Annotated in this window: 11 protein-coding genes; 6 read left to right on the forward strand and 5 right to left on the reverse strand. The window is 74.8% G+C overall.

Annotated features, from left to right (window positions below; all coding sequences use genetic code 11):
* Positions 1-3: 3 nt before the first annotated feature.
* Positions 4-468: a MarR family winged helix-turn-helix transcriptional regulator gene (locus OG553_RS30830; protein WP_405982119.1), complete on the reverse strand. Its 465-nt coding sequence runs from the start codon at positions 466-468 to the stop codon at positions 4-6.
* Positions 469-580: 112 nt separating this feature from the next.
* Between OG553_RS30830 and OG553_RS30835 the strand changes: the two genes are divergently transcribed.
* Complete coding sequence (locus OG553_RS30835; protein ID WP_405982120.1) at positions 581-1,141, forward strand: DoxX family membrane protein; 561 nt, start codon at positions 581-583, stop codon at positions 1,139-1,141.
* A 67-nt stretch (positions 1,142-1,208) separates the two neighbouring features.
* Complete coding sequence (locus tag OG553_RS30840) at positions 1,209-3,002, forward strand: glycoside hydrolase family 15 protein (protein ID WP_405982121.1); 1,794 nt, start codon at positions 1,209-1,211, stop codon at positions 3,000-3,002.
* A 64-nt stretch (positions 3,003-3,066) separates the two neighbouring features.
* On the opposite strand, the gene OG553_RS30845 is transcribed toward OG553_RS30840, so the two are convergent.
* From OG553_RS30845 to OG553_RS30855, 3 genes are all read right to left on the reverse strand, one after another.
* The gene (locus OG553_RS30845) at positions 3,067-4,476 is read right to left on the reverse strand and encodes an APC family permease (RefSeq protein WP_405982122.1); all 1,410 of its coding nucleotides are present in this window, start codon (positions 4,474-4,476) and stop codon (positions 3,067-3,069) included.
* 296 nt (positions 4,477-4,772) lie between these two features.
* Positions 4,773-6,983, reverse strand: a complete 2,211-nt coding sequence (locus OG553_RS30850; RefSeq protein WP_405982123.1) for a PP2C family protein-serine/threonine phosphatase — start codon at positions 6,981-6,983, stop codon at positions 4,773-4,775.
* A 4-nt stretch (positions 6,984-6,987) separates the two neighbouring features.
* Positions 6,988-8,400, reverse strand: a complete 1,413-nt coding sequence (locus OG553_RS30855) for an MFS transporter (RefSeq protein ID WP_405983185.1) — start codon at positions 8,398-8,400, stop codon at positions 6,988-6,990.
* 275 nt (positions 8,401-8,675) lie between these two features.
* Between OG553_RS30855 and OG553_RS30860 the strand changes: the two genes are divergently transcribed.
* Together OG553_RS30860 and OG553_RS30865 are read left to right on the forward strand one after the other, a co-directional pair.
* Positions 8,676-9,593: a LysR family transcriptional regulator gene (locus OG553_RS30860; protein WP_405982124.1), complete on the forward strand. Its 918-nt coding sequence runs from the start codon at positions 8,676-8,678 to the stop codon at positions 9,591-9,593.
* A 101-nt stretch (positions 9,594-9,694) separates the two neighbouring features.
* The gene (locus OG553_RS30865) at positions 9,695-10,411 is read left to right on the forward strand and encodes a class I SAM-dependent methyltransferase (RefSeq protein ID WP_385761778.1); all 717 of its coding nucleotides are present in this window, start codon (positions 9,695-9,697) and stop codon (positions 10,409-10,411) included.
* Positions 10,412-10,425: 14 nt separating this feature from the next.
* Here the strand turns inward: OG553_RS30865 and OG553_RS30870 are convergent, their stop codons facing one another.
* A complete protein-coding gene (locus OG553_RS30870) occupies positions 10,426-11,337 on the reverse strand; it encodes an alpha/beta hydrolase fold domain-containing protein (RefSeq protein ID WP_405982125.1) in 912 nt (303 codons plus the stop codon).
* A 227-nt stretch (positions 11,338-11,564) separates the two neighbouring features.
* Between OG553_RS30870 and tdh the strand changes: the two genes are divergently transcribed.
* On the forward strand, positions 11,565-12,593 hold the full coding sequence (gene tdh, locus OG553_RS30875; RefSeq protein ID WP_007262513.1) for an L-threonine 3-dehydrogenase: 1,029 nt from the start codon (positions 11,565-11,567) through the stop codon (positions 12,591-12,593).
* 846 nt (positions 12,594-13,439) lie between these two features.
* A complete protein-coding gene (locus tag OG553_RS30880) occupies positions 13,440-14,648 on the forward strand; it encodes a glycine C-acetyltransferase (protein ID WP_405982126.1) in 1,209 nt (402 codons plus the stop codon).
* Positions 14,649-14,660 lie beyond the last annotated feature (12 nt).

Genomic DNA, 14,660 nt, shown 5'->3' on the forward strand with positions numbered 1-14,660 from the left:
CCTTCAGGCGCCCTGTTCGCGAAGGCGGCGGCCGACTTCGCCGAGGCCGTCGGCGAGGGCGTCGAGCTGTTCGGGGGTGAGGACGTCCACGAGGGCCTCGCGGACCGCCGTGACGTGGCCCGGGGCGGCTTCCTCCAGGCGGGCGCGGCCCGCGTCCGTGAGGACGGCGAAGACGCCCCGGACGTCCGAGGGGCAGCTGCGGCGGCGGACCAGGCCGGCCTTCTCCATCTGGCCGACCTGGTAGGTCAGGCCGCTCTTGGAGTTGATCAGCCCGTTGGCGAGCTCCGTCATGCGCAGCTCCTGGTCGGGGGCCGCGGCGAGCCGCACGAGGATCTCGTACTGCGGGTGGGAGAGTCCGGAATCGTCCTTGAGCTGCTGGTCGAGCCGACGGTTCACCAGGGCGGAGGCGGCCAGGAAGGCCCTCCATGCGCGCATCTCGCGGTCGTCCAGCCATCTCGGTTCAGCCATGGCGCCAGGGTACACGAGTTGTTCGAATTTGAATCAATGGCTATGGTCGGGCTCAAGCAGGTTCGAATTTGAACCAATCCCCTCGGGCCGCCCGATCGGAAGGACCCCCCTCATGAGCAGCGCCACCGCCACCGCGACGAAGACCCCCGCCGTCGCCCCGGCCGCCGCACCCGTCGCCGACACCTCCTCCTACGACGCCGGGCTGCTCCTGCTGCGCGTGGTCCTCGGCCTCACCGTGGCCGCCCACGGCACCCAGAAGCTCTTCGGCTGGTTCGGCGGCGGCGGGATCAGCGGCACCGGCCAGTTCTTCACCGCCAGCGGCTACCCGGCGGGCGACGCCATGGCCACCCTCGCCGGGCTGACCGAGACCCTCGGCGGCCTCGGCCTCGCCCTCGGCCTGCTCACCCCGCTCGCCGGCGCGGCCGTCACCGGCACGATGATCAACGCGCTGGCCGTGCACGGGGCCGGCGCCTTCTTCGCCCCGAAGGGCATGGAGTACGAACTCCTGCTCGCCGTGGCCGCCGCCGCCCTCACCCTGGCCGGCCCCGGCCGCCACGCCGTCGACCGGCTCCTGTCCGTCCCCGCCCTGCGCACCCACCGCCTCGCCCTCGGCGCCCAGGCCCTCGCCCTCGGCGTGGTCCTCGCCGTCGTGACGCTCTTCGTGCGGAGCTAGTCCGGAGCCGGTCGGGAGCCGGTGGCCGGGCTGATTGCCCCCCGGGTTTTGGGGGAAAAGCGGATGAATGACACAACCCATCGAAGACTACGCACTCATCGGCGACCTGATGACCAGCGCACTGGTCGGCCGTGACGGGTCCATCGACTGGCTGTGCCTGCCGCACTTCGACTCCGCCGCCTGCTTCGCCGCCCTCCTCGGCAACAAGGAGAACGGCCACTGGCGCATCGCCCCGGCCGCCGCCGAGAACGGCGAACGGTGCACGCGGCGGGCCTACCTGGACGGCTCGCTGGTCCTGGAGTCGTACTGGGAGACCGACGAGGGCACCGTCAAGGTCGTCGACTTCATGCCGCAGCGCGAAGAGGCGCCCGACGTCATGCGCATCGTCGAAGGGGTCTCCGGACACGTCACCGTCCGCAGCACCCTCCGGCTGCGCTTCGACTACGGCCACGTCGTCCCGTGGGTCCGGCGCAGCGAGGGCGACCGCGTCGCGGTCGCCGGACCCGACTCGGCCTGGTTCCGCAGCGAGCCGTCCGTACACACCTGGGGCGAGGACCGCAGCACCCGCTCGGAGTTCACCGTCGGCCCCGGCGAGAAGGTCGCCTTCGTGCTGACCTGGCACCCCTCGCACGAGCCGCGCCCCGAGCCCGTCGACCCGTACGAGGCACTGGAGCAGAGCCTCGCCGACTGGCGGGAGTGGGCCGGCCAGTGCCGCTACGAGGGCCCCTACGAGGAGGCCGTCACCCGGTCGCTGATCACGCTCAAGGCCCTCACCTTCGCGCCCACCGGCGGCATCGCCGCCGCCGCGACGACCTCCCTCCCCGAGGAGATCGGCGGGGTCCGCAACTGGGACTACCGCTACTGCTGGCTCCGCGACGCCACCCTGACCCTCGGCGCCCTGCTCTCCACCGGCTTCCTCGACGAGGCACGGGCCTGGCGCGGCTGGCTGCTGCGCGCAGTCGCCGGCGACCCGGCCGACCTCCAGATCATGTACGGCATCGCCGGCGAGCGCCGCATCCCCGAGACCGAACTGCCCTGGCTGCGCGGCTACGCCGGCTCCGCCCCGGTCCGGGTCGGCAACGCCGCCGTGGACCAGCTCCAGCTGGACGTGTACGGGGAGGTCCTCGACGCCCTGTACCTGGCGCGGGCCTCCGGACTGGCCGCGGAACGCCACTCCTGGAAGATCCAGCTCGCGCTGCTCGACTTCCTGGAACGCAACTGGCACCGGCCGGACGAGGGGCTGTGGGAGGTGCGCGGCCCGCGCCGCCACTTCACCCACTCCAAGGTGATGGCCTGGGTCGCCGCCGACCGGGCCGTGCGGACCCTGGAGAACGCCCCGCACCTGCCGGGCGACGTCCAGCGCTGGCGGACCATGCGGGACGAGGTGCACCGCGACGTCTGCGACAAGGGCTACGACCCCGAGCGGGGCACCTTCACCCAGTACTACGGCTCCCGCGAGCTGGACGCGGCCACCCTCCTCATCCCCCGCGTCGGCTTCCTCCCGCCCGACGACCCCCGGGTCGTCGGCACCGTCGACGCCGTCCGGGCGGAGCTGGGCAGCAGCGGCCTGGTGCGCCGCTACAGCACCGAGGGCCCCTCGGTCGACGGGCTCCCCGGGGACGAGGGCACCTTCCTGGCCTGCTCGTTCTGGATGGTCGACGCCCTCCACGCGACCGGCCGGACCAAGGAGGCCCGCGAGCTCTTCGAGAAGCTGCTGGCGGTGCGCAACGACGTGGGCCTGCTCGCCGAGGAGTACGACACCCGGGCCGGCCGCCAGCTCGGCAACTTCCCGCAGGCGTTCAGCCACGTCGGCCTGGTCAACACCGCGATCGCCCTGTCAGCCGGCGGCGAGGCCGGCTGACCCCGGCGGGCACGGCCGAGGGGCCGCCGCGAACCGCGACGGCCCCTCACCCGCGCGGAAGCGGTCAGACCGCCGCCGGCTCGTCCTCCGTGTCGGGGATGCTGACCAGCCAGCGCGAGTCCTTGCGCGGCCGCAGGTACAGCGCCCAGTAGAGGGTGGCGACGGCGGTGATGCCGCCGGTCCACAGCAGGTAGCCGGTCTCCTGCTGGGTCAGGATGTACGCGAACACGAGGATCAGCACGATCGGCACGGCCGGCCACAGCGGCATCCGCCAGGCGGCCTTCTCGCCCTGCGCCCCGCGCCGGCTGAACAGCGCGGCCACCGCGACCAGCAGGTACATGCCGGTCACCGACACGCCCGTCACGCCGTACAGGGTGTCGAGGTTGACGAAGCACATGGCCGCGCCCGGCAGGCCGACCAGCAGCGTCGCCACCCAGGGGGAGCCGAAGCGGCCCAGCCGCGACAGGCCGCGGTTGACCGGCTCGGGCCAGGCCTTGTCGCGGGCCGAGGCGAAGAGCACCCGGGAGTTCTGGATGACCATGACGATGCCGGCGTTGACGATGGCCAGGGCCACGCAGAGGCTGACGAAGGTGCCGACGGCGGAGTTCGACCAGGCCGTCACCATCGCTCCGAGGTCGCCGGAGGTCAGCGCCTCCAGGTCCGGGGCGCCCATGGTGATCGCGATGACCGGGACCAGGATGACGGCGGAGGAGATCGCGAGGGTGGCGAGAACGGTCCGCGGGACGTTGCGGCGCGGCTGCTCCAGCTCCTCGGAGAGGTAGACGGCGGTGGAGAAGCCCTGGGTGACGAAGAGCGCGATCGCCAGCCCGGAGACCACCATCATGGCCGTCACGGTGGAGACGCCGCCGCCCTCGGCGGCCACCGAACCGTGCACCAGGGCGTCGGCGCCGCGCTCGCTGTGGGCGAAGCCGAGCACGGCCACCAGCGCGGCGGCGACCACCTCCAGCACGAGGAAGATGCCCGTGATCCAGGCGTTGGCCCGCAGGTCCAGCAGGCCGGCCAGAGTGGCGAGCAGCATCACTCCGGCGCCGGCCAGCGGAGCCGGTACGTCGATCACCGGGGAGAGGTAGTCGGCCGTGCCCATGGCGATCACGGGCGGCACGATCATCACCACGAGCAGGGACAGCACGAAGACGAGCCAGCCCGCGAGCCGGCCCGCGAGGGTGGAGACCATGGCGTACTCGCCGCCCGCGCTGGGGATGAGCGTGCCCAGCTCGGAGTAGCAGAACGCCACGCCGACGCAGAGCAGCGAGCCGATGGCGATGGTGAGCGCGGTCCAGGTGCCGAGACCGGAGAACAGGTCGGGCACGACGACGAAGAGGGTCGAGGCGGGCGTCACGCACGACAGCGTGAGCAGGGTCCCGCCGACGACGCCGATGGAACGCTTGAGCTTCTGCGGGGTGGGACCGGTGGCCGGGGCGAGGGCCTGAGGTGCGCTGATCGTGTCAGTCATCGGTGCGAGGTTCCGATCGGCAGTGCGGTGAAGGAGTGCGGGAGCGGTATCGCCTCCGGGGCGGTGGTGGGCACTTCGTTCGCTTGGCTCCCGGGCCGCTATGCAAGCTCCACGAGATCCGCAGGTCAATAGCTGTTCACCTGCGGAATCCATCGTGGATCACCCCTCCGGCACGCGGGCAGCGGTGTTAAGGCCGCGTAAATATTGACCGGGCGGGACGTGCGGGAACCGCAGCGAGATCCAATGAATTTCCCTCCGCTTTGCCCGGCCGGGGCGGGCCGGGGCGGGCCGGGCCGCTACCCGCCCGCCTTCGCGGTCCGGGAGGCCAGCAGCAGGGCGATGTCGTCCGGGCGGTCCGGCGTACGGGCGGCCTCGGCGACCAGCCGGTCGGCCGTCTCCGTCAGCGGGGACGGCCGGGCCGCGGCCAGGGCCGCCCGCAGCCGCTCCACCCCGTCGTCGATGTCCGCCCCCGGCGTCTCCACCAGCCCGTCCGTGTACAGGGCCAGTACCTCGCCGGGAGCCAGCGCCAGTTCCGTCACCGGGTACCGCGCCCCCGGGTCTATGCCGAGCAGCACCCCGCCCGCCAGGTCCAGCACCTCGGCCCGGCCGTCGGCGTGCCGCAGCAGCGGCTGCGGGTGCCCGGCGCGGGCGGCCAGGGCCCGCCCGGACCCGGGGTCCAGCAGGACGTAGCAGCAGCTGGCGAACTGGCCCGGGTCCAGGTCGATCAGCAGCTGGTTCGTGCCCCGCACCACCTGGTCCGGGGCGTTCCCGCTGAGCGCGAACGCCCTTACGGCGCTGCGCAGTTGCCCCATGGTCGCGGCGGCCGCCACGCCGTGGCCCTGGACGTCCCCGATGACCAGCGCCAGCCGGCCCGCGTCCGTCTCGATGACGTCGTACCAGTCGCCGCCGACCTCCATGCCGTCCGTCCCGGGCAGGTACCGGCCCACCGTGGCCACCTCCCCGCGCACCGGCAGCCGGTGCGGCAGCAGGGCCGCCTGAAGCCCCCGGGCCAGCGCCGCCTCGCTGTCGTAGCGCCGGGCGCGCTCCAGGGCCTGCGCGATCAGGCCGGCCAGCGCCGTGAGGACCGTACGCTCCTCCGGGCTGAAGCCGCGCCGCCGGTCGAAGCCGAGGATGCAGGAGCCGACCGGGCGCCCGGAGGCGATCAGCGGCAGGAAGGCCCGGGCCCCGACCTCGGCGTCCAGCGGGATCCCCGGATAGGCCGCGGCCAGGTGCTCCATCGACTCGAAGAACAGCGGCCGGCCCGAGGTCAGGGTCTCCACCCCCGGCAGCCGCTCGTCCAACGGGACCCCGTCGAAGCGGCTCAGGAACCCCGTGGGGAAACCGGTCTCCCAGGCGAGGTACAGGTGCCGCTCGTCGAGCATGTAGATGGCCAGCTGCCGGCCGCCGAACGCGGGCAGCAGCTCCTCGGTGACCACGGCCGACACCTGGCGGGCGGTGACCGCCTCGGTCAGCGCGATGGCCAGGGCCACCGGCCGGTACAGGGAGGAGGCCTGGTCGGCGGGCGAACCGGGGCCGGCGCCCGGCCGGGCCGCCGACCCGGGCGCGTAGGCGGGCGGCTCGGCGGCCTCCAGGGTCACCGTCACCCCCGAGGGGCCCGGATACAGGCCCACCGACAGCCACTCGGCGGCCGACCCGGCCTCTGCCCCGGCATCGGCATCGGCATCGGCCGCGGAACCGGCGCCCGCCGCGGTGGCGCTCTCGGCGGGCGTCCGCCGGGCCGCGAAGCGCACGGGCTCGCCGGAGATGAACACCCCGCGGAAGTGGTCCTCGTACGCGGAGTTGCCGAGCCACGGCAGCACCTCCCACAGCGGGCGCCCGCGCAGCAGGGGAGCGGGCCGCCCGAGCAGCTGCCCGGCCGCCGCGTTGGCGAAGGCGACGGCACCCTGCCGGTCCACCGACAGCACCGCCGCCCCGAGCCGGTCCACGGCCTCCCGGGCCCCCTCCGCACCGGCCGCCGGCCAGGGCACGCACAGTGGGTCGCCGTCCCACAGGACCGCCTCCCCGGCCGCGCGCAGCGTCTCCAGCTCTCCGGCCAGCCCGGCGGCGGCCTCCCGCAGCCGCTCCCGCTCGCCGGCCCCGAGCACCGCCCCCGGCGTCGCGGGCCGCAGCACCAGCAGCACCCCGAACCGCTCCGGTCCGGCTCCGACCGGCTCGTAGAACGACCCGAAGGGGAACGGCAGCCCGGCCATCAGCTGGGGGAAGCGCCGCATCGCGGCCTCCGCGTCCGGCAGGTGCACCGACTGCCCGGTGCGGTACGCCTCGGCGACCGGGTACGGCCGGTTCACCTGCATCCGCCACCACGGCCGGAACAGCCGCCCCGGAAGGCCCGTGACCACCGCCATCCGCAGCAGCCCGTCCGTGCCCGAGCGCAGGTAGACCCCGCCCGCGTACCCGCCGACGGCCTCCACGGCGCGCACGACCGCCCGCGCCAGCGCCCGGTCCCTGGCGGCGGGGGCCGGGCCGGTGCTGTCCGCTCTCGCCGTCACACAGTCAGGATGCGCCCTCGCCCCCGGCGGCTGCACCCGTTCGCCCCGGGCCGCTGCCGCGGTACCCGCGGACCACCGCCGCCGCGGCGACGAGCAGTACGGCCGCCACCGTGCGCAGCGCCACCCCCATGGCGTCGGTGAAGGCGGCCGCCTGCGCGGGGTCCGCCGGGTTGCCGTGGAAGCGGGAGGCCAGCACCGTGCCGACCACGGCCACGCCCAGTGCCGCGCCGATCTCCCGGGCCGCGGTGTTCAGCCCCGAGCCGAGCCCCGCCTGGTGCGGCGGCAGCTGCGAGACCACCGTCAGCGTCAGCGAGGGCGCGCACAGCCCGGTCCCGACCGACAGCACCAGCAGGTAGCAGCCGTACACGGCGTACGGGGTGCCCGCGTCGGCGGTGGACACCAGCAGCAGCCCGGCCGCGATCAGCAGCAGTCCGGCCCCGACCGGGAGCCGGGGCCCGGTCCGCCGGGCGAGCCGCGCGCCCAGCCTGGGCACCACCGCCATGCCGACGGTGAGCGGGACGATCGCCAGCCCCGCCAGGGCCGGGGAGAAGCCCTTGGCGTACTGGAGGTACTGGGCGTTGACGAAGAACAGGGAGAACAGCCCGAAGAAGGCGGCGCCGATGCCCAGCGTCCCCGCCCGCAGCCCGCGCGAGGCGAAGACCCGCGGGTCCAGCAGCGGTCGGGCGGCGCGCAGCGCGTACGCGGTGAAGGCGGTCAGCAGCACCGCCCCCGCCCCGAAGGAGCCCAGCACGCGGACCGAGGACCAGCCGTACGAGGGCCCCTCGATGATCCCGTGGACCACCGCGAACAGCGCCCCGGCCAGCACAAGGGCCCCGAGCGGGTCGACGGCGGCGTCGGCGCGCGCGGGGGTGCGCGGCACCGCGAGGGCCACGGCGAGGGCGAGCAGCGCGGCCACCGGGACGACCCCCCAGAACAGGGCGCGCCAGGTCAGGAACTCCCCGGCCAGGCCGCCGAACACGTTGCCCGCCAGGCCCCCGAGGCCGGCGGACAGGGTCCAGGTGGCCAGTGCCTGCGCGCGCCGCTCGGGCGGGGTCAGGCGGACCAGCACGGACATGGTGGCGGGCATGACCAGCGCCGCCCCGGCCCCGGACAGTCCGCGTCCGGCGATCAGTACCGCCGGGCCGGGGGCGAGGGCGCTGACCGCCGCGCCCGCGGCGAACAGGCCGAGCCCGGACAGCAGGGCTCCCTTGCGCCCGTAGCGGTCGCCGAGGGCCCCGGCCGGGATCAGCAGCGCGGCGAAGACGATCACGTACGCGTCGACCGTCCACAGCAGCTGGTCCGGGGTCGGGTGCGGGGTGGAGGCGGCGAGCTGCGGGATCAGCAGGTTGACGGCGGCGACCATGGCCTGCGCGACGAGCACGCAGGCGCACAGCACCAGCAGGGCGGCGCGGGACAGGCCGGGGCCGGCCGGACCGGGCGCGGCGGCGCGGTCCCTCCCGCCAGGGGATTCCGTCCGGGCCGGGGCAGGGGCCGGGGATGCGGCCGGTGCGGGCGCCGGCGCCGGGGGCCGGGCCGGGGACGGTGTGCGGGCATGGCGGAGCACGGCTCCTCCTCGGAGTCGGTGAAGGGTGGTGGAAGGGGGCGGGGGAGGGCCGCTGCGGCCCGGTCGCCCCGGAAACCACCGTAGGGTTGGCGTGACCTGCTTTCCAGTGCAAGTTCTGCAAGGGATGAATGCGCGTGACGCAATCCGGATCCGGGCTGTCCGGGGTGGACCTCAACCTGCTCGTCGCACTGGACGTGCTCCTGGAGGAGTCGAGCGTCTCCCGGGCCGCCGCCCGGCTGCACCTCTCCGAACCCGCCATGAGCCGGACCCTGGGCCGCATCCGCAAGGCCCTCGGCGACCCCGTGCTCGTCCGCGCCGGACGCACGATGGTGCCCACCCCGCACGCGCTCTCCGTCCAGGGCGAGGTACGGGCCGTGGTGGAACGCGCCCGCGCCCTGTTCCTCACCGGCGGCCGGGTGGACCTGGAGACCCTGACCCGCACCTTCACCGTCCTGGCCCACGACTCCTTCGCCGCCGCGTTCGGCGCCGCCCTCTTCCGGCGGACGGCGGGCGAGGCGCCCGGAGTGCGGCTGCGGTTCCTCTCCGAGAGCCACGTCGACCTCCCGATGCTGCGCGAAGGGGTCGCGGACCTGGAGTTCGGAGTCATCGACGCCCGCTCGCCCGAGGTGCGCACCGAGCACCTCTTCGACGACCGGGTGCTCGGCGTCGTACGCGAGGGGCACCCGCTGCTGAGCGGCCCGATCACCGCCCGGCGGTTCGCCGCCGGGGAGCACCTGACCGTGTCGCGGCGCGGCCGGCTGGAGGGGCCGGTGGACGACGCCCTCGCGCAGCGGGGCCTGGCCCGCCGGGTGGTGGGCAGCATGGCCTCGTTCTCGGCCTCCCTCTTCGTGCTGCGGCAGACCGACCTGATCGGCCTGGCCGCCTCCCGGACCGTCCCGCAGACCGCCGCGCTCGGCCTCGTCACCTTCGAGGTCCCGCTGGAGCTGCCGCCGCTGCCGATCGGGCTCGCCTGGCACCCCCGCCACGACGCCGACCCGGCGCACGTCTGGCTGCGCGCCTGCGCCCGCGAGCTGCTGCCCGCCTGAACGGCGGCCGGGCGGCGGCGATGCGCCGAACGATTCCCCGAAAGGGGGAACGGGCCGCCGGGCACGCCGTCCGCCGCGCCCGCGCCGGGGAGGCATTCGGCATGCGACACCAGTACGACGACACCCACCCGGCACCCCGCGCGGCCTTCACGGCAGCCGACGCCTTCACCCTCCGCACCGCACTCGACGCCCTCGGCGGGGTCCGCGACCTCGACACCCTGGACGTGGCCTGCGGGCACGGCGGCACCGCCGCACTGCTGGCGAGCGGCGGCGCCCGGCGCACCGTCGGCGTCGACAACTGCCCGGACCGGGTCCGCCGGGCCCGGGCGTCCGCGCCGCCCTCCGCCACCGTCGAGTACGTGGTCGCGGACGCCGCCGACATGCCGCAGCTCGGCCCCTTCGACCTGGCCACCGCCGTCTACCTGTTCAGCCACGCCCCCGACCGGGCGGCCCTGCACGCCATGTTCCGCGGCATCCGCGCCAACCTGCGCCCCGGCGGGCGGCTGCTCTCGCTCGTCCGCAACCCCGGGGCGTACCCGCGCGTGGACTGGTCCCCGTACGGGATGCGCATCCTCGACCGGCTGCCGGACGGCGACGCCCCGCTGCTGAAGGCGCAGTTCCTGACCGAGCCCCCGCAGCACTTCGAGTACCGCGAATGGGCGCACGCCGACTTCGCCGAAGCCGCCGTCGACGCCGGCTTCAGCACCGTCGGCTGGCAGCCCTCCCGCACCCCGCCCGCCGACGCCGCGCGCGACGAGGCGTACTGGACGGCGTACCGGGCCTGGCCGGTCAGCTCGCTGATGACGTGCACCGCCTAGCGGCGGCCCCGGTCTCAGTCCTGGTCGGCGGTCTCCCGGACCAGCTCGACGATCCGGTCCCTGGCCGCCCGCCCCTCCGGGACCGGCAGCAGCGGGTACGCGTGCGGCATGCCCGGCTCCTCGTGCCACTCCACCCGGGCCCCGGCCGCGCCGGCCCGCCGCCGCAGCTCGTGGCTGTCGGTGGCCAGTACGTCCCGGGTCCCGGTGAACACCGTCAGCGGCGCCAGCCCCTCGAAGGAGCCGTGCAGCGGGCTCACCCGCGGGTCGTCCGCCGCGAGGGTCCCCGCGTACAGCCGCCCCGCCTCGGCCAGCCCCGCCCGGGCCAGCACCGGATCGGCCGCCTCCAGGGCCGCCTGCCCCGGGTGGCTCATGCTCAGGTCGAGCCAGGGGGAGATCAGCACGATCCGCGACGGCTGCGCCCCGGTCCGCTCCCGCAGCCGCTGCGCGGCGGCCAGCGCCAGCCCGGCGCCCGCGGAGTCCCCGATCAGCACCGTTCCGCCGGCACCGCCGCTCTCGATCAGACCGCTGAGCAGGTCGGCGGCCACCGGGACGTTCCGGTCGGCGGTACCGCGCGGGGCGAGCACGTACGCCGGGACGACCACGCGGGCCCGGGCCCGGGTCACCAGGGTCCGGATCAGCGACCAGTGCGGCCGGACCAGCTCGTCGATGTACGCGCCGCCGTGCACGTACAGCACCCGCGCCACGGGCTCCTGCCCGCGCGGCGAGGCGTCGTACACCGGCCAGGCGCCGACGAAGGTCCGCGACAGTTCCGCGACCCGGCCCAGCGAGCGCGGCGGCAGGTGCGAGGCGGGCCTGCGTGCCGCCTCGGCCACCGCCGCCCGGACCGCCTCCGCGGTCGCGAAGCGTCTTCGCCGCCCCGTCGCCACCAGTGCGGCCGAAAGCGCCCTGCTGCGCAGACTCGGCACGCCCCTCACCTCCCCTTTTCCCCGGTGACGGACCTTAGCGCGGCTTCCGCCCCCGGGCCCCATCCCCGTCCAGGGAGGAGCATAGGCGTGAAGCTGCGCTGTCGACCCGCTTAAGAAAGTCTCGATGGACTGATCACCGCGACGATCGGCAGATTGGTGCCCGTCACCAACGCCACCCGCGTCACAGCGGGAGCGGCAACACCCTTCGCATGCCTGGAGCCACCGCCATGAAGGCACTCGTCAAGCACAAGGCCGAGCCCGGGCTGTGGCTCATGGACGTCCCCGAGCCCGAGTACGGCCCCGGCGACGTGCTGATCAAGGTGCTGCGGACCGGTATCTGCGGCACCGACCTGCACATCCGGGCCTGGGACGGCTGGGCGCAGGGCGCGGTCAAGACCCCGCTCGTCCTCGGCCACGAGTTCGTCGGCGAGGTCGCGGCCGTCGGCGCCGACGTCCGCGACATCGAGACCGGCGCCCTGGTCAGCGGCGAGGGCCACCTGGTGTGCGGCAAGTGCCGCAACTGCCTGGCCGGCCGCCGCCACCTGTGCCGCTCCACGATCGGCCTCGGGGTCGGCCGCGACGGCGCCTTCGCCGAGTACGTGGTCCTCCCCGCGCAGAACGTGTGGGTGCACCGGACCGCCGTGGACCTGGACGTCGCGGCCATCTTCGACCCCTTCGGCAACGCCGTGCACACCGCGCTGTCCTTCCCGCTGGTCGGCGAGGACGTGCTGATCACCGGCGCGGGCCCGATCGGCATCATGGCCGCCGCCGTCGCCAAGCACGCCGGCGCGCGCAACGTGGTCATCACCGACGTCAGCCCCGAGCGGCTGGAGATCGCCCGCAAGGCCGGCGCCACGCTCGCGGTGAACGTCGCCGAGTCCTCCATCGCCGAGGCGCAGACGCGGCTGGGGCTGCGCGAGGGCTTCGACGTCGGCCTGGAGATGTCCGGCCGCGCGGAGGCCATGCGCGACATGATCGACAACATGACGCACGGCGGCAGGATCGCGATGCTCGGCCTGCCGGCCCAGGAGTTCCCGGTGGACTGGGCGAAGGTCGTCACCTCGATGATCACCATCAAGGGGATCTACGGCCGCGAGATGTTCGAGACCTGGTACGCGATGACGGTGCTGCTGGAGGGCGGGCTCGACCTGTCCCCGGTCATCACCGGCCGCTACTCTCACCGCGACTTCCAGGCCGCCTTCGACGAGGCCGCGACCGCCCGCAGCGGCAAGATCATCCTCGACTGGACCGCGTAGCCCTCCGGGGGTACCCCGCGCTGGGCCCCTGCCCGGGCCCGGAGCCCGGACCCCTGTGCGGGACCCCGGTCCGGCCCAGGGCCGGGACCCGTCACGGGCCCTGCCCGAACCCCGGGGCCCTGGTCCGGGGCCCGGCCCCTGGTCCGGACTCCGGCTCTTGGTCCGGATCCCGGTCCGGGACCGTGATCCGCGTTCCGAAGCGGGACCCGGCTCCGACCCCGGCGCCTCGGGCCCGTACCCCGGCCGGGGGCTCGCCTCGGGAACGAGGGCGGGTCCCCGCTCCGGGCCCGGATCCGGGATCCGGACGGGTCCTGGCCGGGGTCTGGCCGGGGACCCGGTTCGGGATCCGGACGGGTCCTGGCCCGGGGTCTGGCCCGGGACCCGGTTCGGGACTCGGGGCGGGGCCTGGCTCGGGGTCTGGTTCGGGGTCTGGCTCGGGACCCGGTTCGGGACTCCGGACGGGGCACTGGCCCGGGACCCCGGGTCGGTACCCGTGGGTGGGTCCCCGGCAGTGACCCGGGCGGGATCCCGGATCCGGGTCGGGAGCTCGGATCGGGGCCCCCTTCCGGCCACCCGGACGGAACGCCGGACCGGCGGCGCGCGGCGGCCACGTACGGTCCGGGCGGCCGCCGCAGGCGCCGGGAGCCGCTACCGTCGTCCCGGGCCGGAGGCGGCCGGCCGGCCGCCCAGAACACAAGACCATCTCCCTCCGGGCCGGGCCCCGCACACCCTCCCCCCTCCGCGGGGCCCGGCCCCCCCCTCAGACCACTCCGCCCCGCCGGGCGGCACCCGGCCCCTCCTCCCCGTCCGCCGGACGGCGATCCGCACAAGGAGAAACCGAAGCCCATGTTCGAGTCCGTACGCGAAGACCTCCGCACCACCCTCGACGAGATCCGCGCCGCGGGCCTGCACAAGCCCGAGCGCGTCATCGGCACCCCGCAGAACGCCGCCGTCGCCGTCACCGCGGGCGGCGCCCCCGGCGAGGTGCTGAACTTCTGCGCCAACAACTACCTCGGGCTGGCCGACCACCCCGACGTGGTCGCCGCCGCCAAGGACGCCCTCGACCGCTGGGGCTACGGCATGGCCTCGGTCCGCTTCATCTGCGGCACCCAGGAGGTGCACAAGGAGCTGGAGGCCCGCCTGTCGGCCTTCCTCGGCCAGGAGGACACGATCCTCTACTCCTCCTGCTTCGACGCCAACGGCGGCGTCTTCGAGACCCTGCTCGGCGCCGAGGACGCGGTGATCTCCGACGCCCTCAACCACGCCTCGATCATCGACGGCATCCGCCTCTCCAAGGCGCGCCGCTTCCGCTACGCCAACCGCGACATGGCCGAGCTGGAGGCGCGCCTCAAGGAGGCCTCCGAGGGAGGCGCCCGCCGCAAGCTCGTCGTCACCGACGGCGTGTTCTCCATGGACGGCTACGTCGCCCCCCTCCAGGAGATCTGCGACCTCGCCGACCGCTACGACGCCATGGTCATGGTCGACGACTCGCACGCCGTCGGCTTCGTCGGCCCCGGCGGCCGCGGCACCCCCGAGCTGCACGGGGTCATGGACCGGATCGACATCATCACCGGCACCCTCGGCAAGGCCCTCGGCGGCGCTTCCGGCGGCTACGTCGCCGCCCGCGCCGAGATCGTCGAGCTGCTGCGCCAGCGCTCGCGCCCGTACCTCTTCTCCAACTCCCTCGCCCCGGTCATCGCCGCCGCCTCCCTGAAGGTCCTCGACCTGCTGGAGTCCGCCGGTGACCTGCGCGAGCGGCTCGCGGACAACACCAAGCTGTTCCGCACCAAGATGACGGAGGCCGGCTTCGAGATCCTGCCCGGCGACCACGCCATCGCCCCCGTCATGATCGGCGACGCCGCCGAGGCGGGCCGGATGGCCGAGCTGCTGCTGGAGCGCGGCGTCTACGTGATCGGCTTCTCGTACCCGGTCGTTCCGCTCGGCGCGGCCCGCATCCGCGTCCAGCTCTCGGCGGCCCACTCGACGGCCGACGTGGAGCGCGCGGTGGCCGCCTTCGTGGACGCCCGCGCGGCGCTTTCCGCTGCTCAGGGCTGACATCATGGGGGT

Source organism: Streptomyces sp. NBC_00158, from assembly GCF_045160885.1.
In the GTDB taxonomy this organism is placed as follows: Bacteria; Actinomycetota; Actinomycetes; order Streptomycetales; family Streptomycetaceae; genus Streptomyces.

Coding starts and splice junctions, on each gene's coding strand:
- OG553_RS30880 (WP_405982126.1), top strand. CDS start 13,440: ATGTTCGAGTCCGTACGCGAAGACCTCCGCACCACCCTCGACGAGATC.
- OG553_RS30835 (WP_405982120.1), top strand. CDS start 581: ATGAGCAGCGCCACCGCCACCGCGACGAAGACCCCCGCCGTCGCCCCG.
- tdh (WP_007262513.1), top strand. CDS start 11,565: ATGAAGGCACTCGTCAAGCACAAGGCCGAGCCCGGGCTGTGGCTCATG.
- OG553_RS30865 (WP_385761778.1), top strand. CDS start 9,695: ATGCGACACCAGTACGACGACACCCACCCGGCACCCCGCGCGGCCTTC.
- OG553_RS30840 (WP_405982121.1), top strand. CDS start 1,209: ATGACACAACCCATCGAAGACTACGCACTCATCGGCGACCTGATGACC.
- OG553_RS30845 (WP_405982122.1), bottom strand. CDS start 4,476: ATGACTGACACGATCAGCGCACCTCAGGCCCTCGCCCCGGCCACCGGT.
- OG553_RS30860 (WP_405982124.1), top strand. CDS start 8,676: ATGCGCGTGACGCAATCCGGATCCGGGCTGTCCGGGGTGGACCTCAAC.
- OG553_RS30830 (WP_405982119.1), bottom strand. CDS start 468: ATGGCTGAACCGAGATGGCTGGACGACCGCGAGATGCGCGCATGGAGG.